We start from the raw sequence: 7,468 nt of genomic DNA, 5'->3' as shown, positions 1-7,468 counted from the left end.
GCGCTACGACAAGCTCGCGGTCCGCTACGAGGCGACTGTCCTCGTAGCGGCCATCAACGAGTGGCTGTGACCAGCACATTCGATACACGCCCTAGTGCGCGGCCCGGTCCCGCACGTGGTCGAAGCCTTCGTCCTGACCGGGCGGGCGGGCGGCACCCGGCTGGTGTACGAGGGAGAACTCGGCACGGACCTGTGGCGGGCCGGAACCTGGTGGGGCGCGAAGGTGGCCGCCCGCTGGGAGACGACGGTCGCCGCATCACTCGCCGCGGTCAAAACGGAAGCCGAACGCAGGGCCGCCCACCGGTAGCCCACGCCCTCGGGCAGGCATGGCGCCCACCCGCCGGGAGGCGCCGGGAATACTGGGCGGCTGCTCTACTGCACCCGTCCTTCGGTGTCCTCGTCCTCGCCTTCGTCCGGCAGGTGGACGTCATTGACAGCGATGTTGACCTCCACGACTTCGAGTCCGGTCATCCGCTCCACGGCGGCGATGACGTTCTCGCGGACCTCGGCGGCAACATCGGTGATGGCGTACCCGTATTCCACGACGAGGGAGAGGTCGATGGCGCTCTGCCGCTCACCGACCTCGACCTTCACCCCGCGGGTGACGCTGGTACCGCCGCCGGGGACCATGTCTCGTACCGCGCCCATGGTGCGGGCTATTCCGCCGCCCAGGGCGTGGATGCCGGGGACTTCGCGGGCTGCCATGCCGGCGATCTTCGCCACGACACCGTCGGCGATCGTGGTCCTGCCGCGGGCAGCCGGTGCCGTGTCCGGCCCCAATTCCGGCTCCGGGAGCCGGGATGCCTTGGACGGGCGGGAGGCGTCGGGCGTGGTCTTGGATGTGCTGCCGGTCGACTCCGTCACCAGGAGCCACCTCCTTACCTCAGGGCCCCGGCCCTGAGGGCCGGCCCGCTTCGGAACACGGTCAGTGCAGGGAGCGCCGCCCTCGTTGCCGGGACCAGCGCCAGGCGGCGAAGGCCAGATCGGCGGCGAACAGCACGATCGCGATGATCAGCAGGTAGCCCAGCCCGGCGACCGTGGCGCCGATGATCCCCAGGACGAACGCGATGATGATCAGAAGCAGGAAAGCGACCATGCCGCGAACCTCCCATCGGGCTGAGCCGGACCCTCGATCACGCGTGGCACCCATCATCCGCCGCTTCCGGGCAGTCCGACACTGTTGCGCACATGTTTGATTCTGCCTCGCACGGCGCGAGTACGCCGCCCGGACCGGCACGGCTCCTCGCGGTGAGTGCCGTTACACAACTGGGGCCGCCCTCGCCCGTAGCGTGTCGGGCATGGTGCTGGGAACGCTCTACGTGGCGGGGCAAGCGCGAGGAGCGCGCCTACGCACATCGGGCCTGACGTCAAAGAGCGCACAGAAGCCCCGGAGCCATGACAGGGTCCCGGGACTTCTGTGCACTTCACTGACGCCGGGTTCAACGACAGACCGCGGTCCCGGTTGCGGGCCACCTTTCGAGCCCGTCAGGTCCGAGGGGGGCGAGAGCAGCTTCACATACGCCTCGCCCGCCGGCGGGCCCTGTACTTCAGGTGCGGGCTGACCGGTGGGGGTTCATCGTGAGGGGTGACCGTGTCTCCGGCCGGAATGGGGCAACCTGTCATGCAGCGCAATCAGAGCAGCAGCTCGTCGTCGGCGAGGTCTGTCGCACCACTTGCTTCTGGTGACCTGTCCGGGGCTTTGACTCGGGGAGTGGCGGGCGGGTTGTTCGCCGGGGCGGCCTTCATCCTGGCGAACATGTGGTATGCCGTCAGTCAGGGAAATCCGGCGGTCGGACCGTTCTGGGCGATCTCCACCATCTTCCACGGCTCCGACCTGCCCGTGCCGTCGCCGGAGAATCTGGTGATCGGGCTGGTCACCCATCTGGCCCTGTCGATGAGCTTCGGTATCGGATTCGCTCTCCTGTTGTGGCTCGTGCCGATGCTGCGCGGCCCGCTCCTGCTGACCATGACGGCGCTGGTCTACGGAGTGGTGCTGTACCTGGTGAACTTCCAGGTCCTGGGCCGCACGGCCTTCCCCTTCTTCACCGACTCCAAGGGCCCCAACCAGGTCCTGGAGCTCCTTGCCCATCCCTTGGTTTTCGGCCTGTTCCTTGTTCCGTTCTTCCTCGGCTGGGGTCGCACACGCCACACCCGCTGAGCCGCAGGCCGGTGCTGCTGGGCGAGCGCCGGAGCGGGCGGTGGGGTGGAGCGCAGGGCGATCTCCGGGTGAACGCCGCGTGCCGTGGCCCCGCGCCACCGCCGGGTGGAAGCACGACCACGGCTGTCCGGTGGCCGTGACGCCGTTTGCGCGGCGCCGTTCGATCCGCACGCCGGAACCGCGGTGAACGGCCCTGGCCTCGCCCAGTCCCGGATGCCGGCGTTTCGGCGGGCCTGTTCCCCGTCGCTTCCGACGGGGGACGGGCCGAGAATGTACACGGGGGCACTGCACGAGGAGCCGCGATGCGTAACGACACGCCGGGTGGCGGTGAAGCGCCGAGGACGGTCGTGGGCGTGGATGGTTCGGAGCACGCCAGGACCGCCGCGTTCTGGGGGGCCGCCGACGCCCTCCGCCATCAGCAGGGGCTCTGCCTCGTCCACGCCGCTGACCTGGACCGCTTGGATCGATTTGCCTCGTTCGAGACGTCGCAGCACATCCTGCAGCACGGTCGCGAGCTGCTGCAGGAGCTCGCAGGGCAGATAGAGCACCGCTTTCCCGGACTGGACGTCGCGCTCGCACTGAGACGTGAAAGGCCGGTTCACGCGCTCCACACGGTTGCCCGGCCGGGCGACACCGTCGTGGTCGGCAGCAGGGGCAGCGGCGGATTCGGTCCTCTCCTCCTTGGATCGGTGGGTCTCGGTGCTGCCGCCGGCAGCAACCTGCCCGTAGTCGTGGTGCGGGGCAGAACCACGCGTGAGGACGGAATGCCGGTCGTGGCCGCGGTCGCTGATGAACGAGACGCGCAATGGGTTGCCCAGGCCGCGCGGGAAGCGCGGGCACGCGCAGGCGCCCTGCAGTTGCTGCATGTGCGGAGCACGCTGACGCGATCCGCTATCCGTCACGCTCCGCCGGAGGAGGCCGGACGATTCGAAGGACCGGGCCAACAACTGCTGGCCGGGCTTGCCGCCAGGCTCCGGGAGGAGGGAGCCGGTCTGACCGTGAGCACCGAGGTGATCACTGCCCGGTCGGTAGCAGCCGGGCTCGTCGAGGCCAGCCGGGGCACGGACCTGCTGATCGTCGGGAACCACAAAAGGCTGACCGTTCCGCGGCTCGGCCTCGGACACGTCGTCCACGCCCTGCTGCACCACGCCCACTGCCCCGTACAGATCATGCCCTGCACGGGCAAGGAGACAACCACGACCGGCAACCCGCCCGGGGACGAGCCCTGACCCCGGCCCCGAACGGAACGAACCGACAGCCACCCACCGTGCCGAGGAGGGATCATGCAGGACAACAGCGGGGCCTGAATGCGGGCGGGCCTGGGTACGGCACGCCGGATACCCACCGAAGCCACACCTCGCGCCGCTGTCCGGACACGGCACCGCCGCCAGGGGCCCGCCGCAGCCGGGCCACATCGACCCGGCCGGCGGCCAGGGCGTCATAGAGGCCGCCGTGCCCGCGACGGTGTTCAGCCAGCAGCGACAGTTCCACCAGCGACCGGACCGCCAGCGCACAACACCGCGTCCGAGAGTTCTAACAGCGCATCCGCATGCCTGGTCAGACAGGAGCAGAACTCACCCCGGGGAGGCCGGGGATCAGTCACCCGGAGCGCTGCCCGTGCCTACCCGAGGAGCGGGCTGCTTCTCGCTGAGATGGGGGGCCGGTCCGGGGACGTCGTCTCCTCTTCCGGGTTGGGCGAGGTTGACGGCTCCGGACCAGCGTTCGTGGGGTGCGTGCCTGTCGCGCCGTAGCAGGCGCGCGAGCGGAGGAGAGCCCCACAGGACGAGGGCGGCAAAGGCGGCCAGGAACGGGAGTACGGGGCCGATCGGCGGCGGAAGGGTCAGGGTGGCGGTGTGGTGGGTCAGGGCGAGCCAGGCCAGTGCGAGGGGCGAGTACAGGAGGAAGGAGCGCACCGTCAGGCGCAGCGGGCCGGGGGCGCCCCCGTCCGGGCGGGTGAGGCGGAGCAGCAGGAGGTGTTTGCCGGGGGTGGTCGCGAGGAGTGCGGGTAGCAGCCAGAACCAGAGGAGGCCGAGTGCGGCGCCGGCGGGCAGGGCGTAGTGGCGGCCGGTGGGCCAGTCGGTGGTGAGTGCGAGCAGGCCGGTGGTCAGGGTCCAGGTGATGAGCCAGCCGGTGAGGTCGGTGAGGAAGGCCAGGGCGCGGCGGGTGAGGGTGACGCGGGTGCCGTAGCGGGTGCGTTCGCGGTCGGGGTCGTTGACGGGGAGCAGGTGGGTGAGGGGCCCGGCGATCAGCCAGCCGCACAGGGCTCCGGTGGTGTTGAGGGTGAGGTCGTCCACGTTGAACTGGCGGTAGGGGCAGGCGTAGACGAACCAGAGTCCGGTGTACTGGGTGGTCTCGAAGAACAGGGAGGTCGCGAAGGCGAGTGCGGTGGTGGAGACGATGCCGCGGCGCAGGTAGTAGCGCAGGTAGACGCCGAGGGGAAGGAGGAGCATGAAGTTGAGGAGCGTGGTCCAGGCCGGCCGCACGGTGGCCAGGGCGGCCGGGGACCAGTCGCCGGCCGCCGCGGTGGAGATCCTGGTCTGGAAGGTGAAGGGTTCGAGCTGCGGAGTCTCGGCGTAGCGGATGGTGGCGCAGTGCGCGTCGGTGTCGGCTGGCAGGGGCATCACGGTCTGCAGCAGCGCGGCGAGCAGGTAGAAGACGAAGCTGTAGAGGACGAGAACGGGCCAGCCGCCGGCACGGCCGCGTCGGCGGTATCCATGGACCGCGACCGGCACCATGATGACCGCCGCCAGCAGAGGGAACCACGTCACCGCCGCCTCGACAGGCAGGAGATACGTACGGAACACGGCACGCACTTTCCGCGACGCCCTGCGCCGCTGGACGGATGACTGATGGAGCGGCAGGAGCGATCGGGTTCAGGGGGCGGCCTCAGAACAGCCCACGAGCCGGGCTCGTGACACGGCACCCAGGATAGGCGGTCCCGGGTCCGGCGACGCCGGAAGAATCGGTGGACGGGCGGCCCGCAGGGGCCACGTCTTCACCTTCGGCAACATGCTGAAGTCTCCTGCTTGGAAGGCTGGTTGGGCGGGTAGAGGGTGGGTGTGGCGGCGCTTGCCGGCTGTGCGCGTTGTTCGATGGAGAGGGGTGCACAGTGCAGTGGTGGGTGTGGCTGGCAGGGGCAGGACTGGCGGCGGTGGCGTGCACAGGCTCGGTTCTGGGGGTGCAGGCGCGGCGACGGCGCGGCGCGGTGATCGCCCTGCGCCGCGGGAAGCCCGGGAGCGGGAGTGTGAAGTGACCTCCCTGATGCTGGCGAGCGAGATAGTCAAGCGGCCCGTCGTGACGCTGGCAGGGGAAGTCGTGGCACAGGTCAAGGACATCGTGTTCGACGGCGCAGAAGGGTGTCTGACGGGGTTCACGCTCAACGGGTGCGGGCTGTTCTCCGGGCCGCTCGGGCACGCGCTGCCCTGGTCGGGCGTCACCGCGCTGGGCAGCCATGCCGTGGTGATCCGTGACGAGACGGTGTTCGAGCAGGCGTCTGTCGTGACGGACCGCGACCGGGCCGGCGGCGGAGACGTCCTGGGAGCCCGGCTGCTGACCGACGTGGGCACGGACCTGGGCAGAGTCATCGACGTCGTGATCGGGGTGACCATGTCCACCCAGCCTTCCGCGCGGGTCGTCGGCTGCCGCATCACCTCCACCGAAGCGCTGGGCCACCACCAGCGCCCCGTCTTCGTTCCTCTGCCAGCAACCATGGCCGTATCGGACGAACTGCTCCTCGTTCCGGCCGCGGCCTCGGAGTTCATCACCGAGGAACTCCTCGGATTCGCCACGGCCCTGCAGGGGTTCCGCGCTCGGCTCCAGGAGGCGTGATGCTGCTGTCACAGATCCGCGGTATGAAGGTGGTCAGTGCCACCGACGCCGTCAGCCTCGCCACCGTGACGGGAATCGTCATCGACTCGGCGCCCGCCGCCCGCGTCGCGGCCATCTGCCTGACCAAGAACAGCTCACTGGGCCCGTACCTCGACTGGGACGCTGTCCAGGCGGTCGGCCACGACGCCGTGATCGCCCACGGAGCGAAGACTCCGCGCCCCGGCGACGAGAGGATGACCCGGCTGGCAGCCCTCTCGCACGACCTGCCCGGCAGGCGCGTGCTCACCGACCGAGGCGAACCGGCGGGCACGGTCAAGGACATCGCCTTCGACCCGGAGACCGGCCTGATCACCAGGATCCACCTGACCGCGGACGACATCCCCGGTGACCGGCTGATCGCGGTGGGCTCCTACGCCCTCATGATCCGGACCGGCTGACCGCCACTGCCGCTGTCTCCACCGCGGCCCTGCGCCGACAACGGCAGCGGGGCAGCAGGCCACCATCGGCATGGGGCCGCACAGGCCCGGCGAGGGCGCTGCCTGCACCCGGACCTCCATGTGCGCCTCGGTGGTCACGGTCGAAGCACCACGGTCGTGGAAGCCGAGTGCGGGCGCCTGTCGGTTCTGGATCCGTGCTCGCCAACGGTGGATATCCCGGACTATCACAACCAGAGCGTCCAGGAACCCGGCGAAGGACGGCAGGTCCGGCGCTGTCCAGGACGCCGACGAGAACATGACTGGACACCACCGGCTCCCGCGATGACGAGAACGATGGCGATCGGGTCGTGCCGGAGACGGAATTCGTACCACCCGTCGTAGGCGACGGACGCCCCGAGAAGAAGGAGTCCGCCGTCGAACACGGGTACGAGAGCGACGGCCGGCAAGGCGGTGCCGAAGGTCAACCAGATGATTCGGCCTTCTCGTTCGCTGCCTTCAGCGTCTGCCGTGCCGCCATACGCGTGAAGCCGCCCGGGGCGAGGAACAGCACGAGTGTGGGGACAAGGTTTTGCTTCCGCAGAGACCGCGTGCCCCACAGGGGCATGTCGCCTTGCGGGTGGTCGATGCCATCGGCTGCTTCGCGTTGCGGTGGCACACCGTGCTGCCGTACCTGCTCGACTCTGCGAGGAAGCACACCTCACCAGCCCTGCCGATGACCGAGTACCCTCACCCGCTGACGTCCTCGGTGGTCAACGTACAGCGCGTATAGCTGATCAATAGGGATTGCTGCGACGCCCTGCCCATTGAGGGCGAGGACGCAGCGGCGTGCCGGGTGAACCGCGAGCGGGTGGCGGGCTGCCGGACTGGCTGAGCCAATCACAGGGATGCGTAGATCGGGCCAGGCAGCCAGCCTCGACGGCAGGTCCTCGATCGCGCAATGCTGACGCGAGGGCGACTTGGCCAGACGCCGGTGTCTCGGTGTGTCCCTCGGCTGTCATGGCCGTGCGGCACATCCTGAGGCGATGGTGTACGAGGGGCAGGAGTG

The 7,468-nt window shown here is 69.6% G+C and carries 8 protein-coding genes and 1 pseudogene; 5 read left to right on the top strand and 4 right to left on the bottom strand.

Going from position 1 to position 7,468, the window contains the following annotated elements; all coding sequences use genetic code 11:
* Positions 1-94: 94 nt before the first annotated feature.
* Complete coding sequence (locus tag ACGF2Y_RS17295; protein ID WP_392947750.1) at positions 95-307, top strand: hypothetical protein; 213 nt, start codon at positions 95-97, stop codon at positions 305-307.
* Between the two features lie 65 nt (positions 308-372).
* Here ACGF2Y_RS17295 and ACGF2Y_RS17290 read toward each other — a convergent pair whose 3' ends face one another.
* Entirely contained in the window at positions 373-780 is a 408-nt protein-coding gene (locus ACGF2Y_RS17290; RefSeq protein ID WP_392947766.1) for an Asp23/Gls24 family envelope stress response protein, read from the bottom strand.
* A gap of 145 nt (positions 781-925) precedes the next feature.
* Entirely contained in the window at positions 926-1,096 is a 171-nt protein-coding gene (locus ACGF2Y_RS17285) for a hypothetical protein (RefSeq protein ID WP_392947748.1), read from the bottom strand.
* Positions 1,097-1,621: 525 nt separating this feature from the next.
* Between ACGF2Y_RS17285 and ACGF2Y_RS17280 the strand changes: the two genes are divergently transcribed.
* Together ACGF2Y_RS17280 and ACGF2Y_RS17275 are read left to right on the top strand one after the other, a co-directional pair.
* Positions 1,622-2,158 carry a hypothetical protein gene (locus tag ACGF2Y_RS17280; RefSeq protein WP_392947745.1) on the top strand — a complete coding sequence of 179 codons (537 nt, stop codon included), beginning with the start codon at positions 1,622-1,624 and terminating at the stop codon, positions 2,156-2,158.
* A 302-nt stretch (positions 2,159-2,460) separates the two neighbouring features.
* A complete protein-coding gene (locus ACGF2Y_RS17275; protein WP_392947744.1) occupies positions 2,461-3,387 on the top strand; it encodes a universal stress protein in 927 nt (308 codons plus the stop codon).
* Positions 3,388-3,528: 141 nt separating this feature from the next.
* Here the strand turns inward: ACGF2Y_RS17275 and ACGF2Y_RS17270 are convergent.
* Both ACGF2Y_RS17270 and ACGF2Y_RS17265 read right to left on the bottom strand, forming a co-directional pair.
* Positions 3,529-3,761, bottom strand: a pseudogene (locus ACGF2Y_RS17270) (transposase); the annotation flags it as partial.
* Positions 3,754-4,962, bottom strand: a complete 1,209-nt coding sequence (locus tag ACGF2Y_RS17265) for a VanZ family protein (RefSeq protein WP_392947741.1) — start codon at positions 4,960-4,962, stop codon at positions 3,754-3,756. The pseudogene ACGF2Y_RS17270 and the gene ACGF2Y_RS17265, both read right to left, overlap by 8 nt.
* A gap of 445 nt (positions 4,963-5,407) precedes the next feature.
* Between ACGF2Y_RS17265 and ACGF2Y_RS17260 the strand changes: the two genes are divergently transcribed.
* On the top strand, positions 5,408-5,986 hold the full coding sequence (locus tag ACGF2Y_RS17260; protein ID WP_392947738.1) for a PRC-barrel domain-containing protein: 579 nt from the start codon (positions 5,408-5,410) through the stop codon (positions 5,984-5,986).
* A complete protein-coding gene (locus ACGF2Y_RS17255) occupies positions 5,986-6,423 on the top strand; it encodes a PRC-barrel domain-containing protein (protein ID WP_392947735.1) in 438 nt (145 codons plus the stop codon). Before ACGF2Y_RS17260 ends, ACGF2Y_RS17255 begins: the two co-directional genes overlap by 1 nt.
* Positions 6,424-7,468: the final 1,045 nt, after the last annotated feature.

This window comes from Streptomyces sp. NPDC048142 (assembly GCF_043202835.1).
Classification (GTDB): domain Bacteria; phylum Actinomycetota; class Actinomycetes; order Streptomycetales; family Streptomycetaceae; genus Streptomyces.
The sequence above is the reverse complement of the archived record's forward strand: the minus strand, read 5'-3'. Positions and strand labels throughout refer to the sequence as shown.

What these genes read in the sequence shown, in the direction of transcription:
- ACGF2Y_RS17285 (WP_392947748.1), bottom strand. Translation starts at nt 1,096, where the DNA reads ATGGTCGCTTTCCTGCTTCTGATCATCATCGCGTTCGTCCTGGGGATC.
- ACGF2Y_RS17275 (WP_392947744.1), top strand. Translation starts at nt 2,461, where the DNA reads ATGCGTAACGACACGCCGGGTGGCGGTGAAGCGCCGAGGACGGTCGTG.
- ACGF2Y_RS17255 (WP_392947735.1), top strand. Translation starts at nt 5,986, where the DNA reads ATGCTGCTGTCACAGATCCGCGGTATGAAGGTGGTCAGTGCCACCGAC.
- ACGF2Y_RS17280 (WP_392947745.1), top strand. Translation starts at nt 1,622, where the DNA reads ATGCAGCGCAATCAGAGCAGCAGCTCGTCGTCGGCGAGGTCTGTCGCA.